Annotated in this window: 4 protein-coding genes; 1 reads left to right on the top strand and 3 read right to left on the bottom strand. The window is 36.9% G+C overall.

Going from position 1 to position 1,790, the window contains the following annotated elements; translation table 11 throughout:
- On the top strand, positions 1-454 hold a 454-nt coding region (locus CWB66_RS20180), incomplete at its 5' end, for a group II intron maturase-specific domain-containing protein (RefSeq protein WP_289508516.1).
- 97 nt (positions 455-551) lie between these two features.
- Here CWB66_RS20180 and CWB66_RS20175 read toward each other — a convergent pair.
- The 3 genes from CWB66_RS20175 to CWB66_RS23240 all read right to left on the bottom strand — a co-directional run.
- Entirely contained in the window at positions 552-938 is a 387-nt protein-coding gene (locus CWB66_RS20175; protein ID WP_138586803.1) for a hypothetical protein, read from the bottom strand.
- A complete protein-coding gene (locus CWB66_RS20170; protein ID WP_138586801.1) occupies positions 935-1,423 on the bottom strand; it encodes a hypothetical protein in 489 nt (162 codons plus the stop codon). Before CWB66_RS20170 ends, CWB66_RS20175 begins: the two co-directional genes overlap by 4 nt.
- A 208-nt stretch (positions 1,424-1,631) precedes the next feature.
- A partial coding sequence (locus CWB66_RS23240) for an IS30 family transposase (protein WP_138586799.1) occupies positions 1,632-1,790 on the bottom strand: 159 nt, incomplete at its 5' end.

Here is a 1,790-nt window from a genome sequence, read left to right as displayed (position 1 = left end):
ATTTCTCCGGTTTACCTTCCGTTACGCTCAAGTGCAGATCCACGAACAGGCGCAAAAGAAATTTAAAGCAAATGTAAGAGAACTCACTAACCGCAACAGGGAGATCTCAATGACCCTACAAATTCATAAACTCACGCAGTATTTACGCGGCTGGGGACACTACTACCTAATAGCTAACGCTTATCAACTAACAGTGGATTTAGATCATTGGATCCGCCGTAGGATAAGAATGTGCTACTGGCAGCAATGGCGTAAACCACGCACCAAAGTATGCAGTTTAATGAAATTGGGTGTTAGCGAACGACTCGCCATAGCCTGTGGTATCACCAGTAAAGGCCCTTGTAGAAGCTCAAAAAAAAAAGGAATTAACATTGCGCTAGGCAATGACTATTTAGCTTCACAAGGTTTAGTGTCATTGAGAGATATTTGGATCAATATTCATTACGGGAGATGAACCGCCCATTGCACTTACTACTAATAGAAAGCGCATGATGGGTGGTGTGGGGGCTGGAGGTTAGAGACCTCCGGCTACCCGATTATATCAAAACAGCTTAATTCCGAGCTAATGCAGCTAAACTGTTAGTATTGTTTTTTTCATTTAAATATATTTGTGAGGCTAAATAGTTTTGCTTTAACTCGAATTTAACTTTGTTAGAGCTTCCTTGCTCTGCCTGAGCATCAACTTCACACTTAGAGTTAATGTTACATCTTCTAATATGAATAACTATTTCGCCATTATCTTCTAAAAGATCAACACCAGGAGAGTAATATAAGCTTTCCATTAAAGGTGTGTAGCTCAACTCAACTTCTTTATCAGTAATCTTATAAGTGATATCAGAAATATCAGAAATTTTATAATCCATTTTAGTTTTTCCCTCTGTACAGCCTGAAATTGAAAATATAATACATACGATTAAAATTTGTATAAATTTATTCACCAACTTGTTCCTCTCATTTCTGGTGTAGCTGGAGAAACTCTTGAAGATGGACCTTTTCGTTTTTCAAGTTCTAGAATATGTTTTCCTAACTCCCTTGGTGTTTCAAATCCACTCCAATCATCAGCATCAATGGCAACACCAGTTACATCATCTAATAGTTCAGATGCCCATGAGGCACAGGTGTTTGTGTACCTCCAGACAACAATAGCCTTCAAGCCTTTATCAAGCTTAATCTTCTGAGCCATATTTAGAGTATAAAATCTACTGGCTCTTGGGAATTTAGTTCCTTCCAATCCAACTCTGATATCAGTTCCATCGCCATTATCTAGAGTCCTAGGGTGTTCATCAGGCCACAGTCCATAAACAGTAGTGGTTCCACTTCTAGTAACTGAAATCCATGCATGACCTCCAGTAAATCCCTCATTATCTCCTGCTATATTACTATGAATACCTAATATAGTTTTTTCCATTTGTTGTTTTGACATCCTATCTTTCCTTTTTTACAGTGATTAAAATTACCTAAACCCTTTTTTTGATATAACGAGCCTGTAGATTAACTCGTTTTTTTATTTGTTTTTATCGATAAACAAACCATAGCTAAGTTCCTATTTTGGTTCAATTGATTACTGTGTTTTTACGCAGAATATTAAAAAGTCCCGAATTCAGGTTCCAAGTGCACCAAACCTTAAATCACTAATTAATAAAGACTTCTTCAGCTGTCTGATAATTTAGTATTTTCCTTGGGCGAGTATTAATTTTCATTACAACCTCTTGGAGTTGTTCATTAGTTATAGTTGAAAAATCAGTTTTCTTTGGGAAATAACGCCTGATCAGACCGTTTGTTTTTTCATT

This window comes from Pseudoalteromonas sp. S558, from assembly GCF_005886635.1.
Taxonomy (GTDB): domain Bacteria; phylum Pseudomonadota; class Gammaproteobacteria; order Enterobacterales; family Alteromonadaceae; genus Pseudoalteromonas; species Pseudoalteromonas aliena.
The sequence above is the reverse complement of the archived record's forward strand: the minus strand, read 5'-3'. Positions and strand labels throughout refer to the sequence as shown.

What these genes read in the sequence shown, in the direction of transcription:
- CWB66_RS20170 (WP_138586801.1), bottom strand. Translation starts at nt 1,423, where the DNA reads ATGTCAAAACAACAAATGGAAAAAACTATATTAGGTATTCATAGTAAT.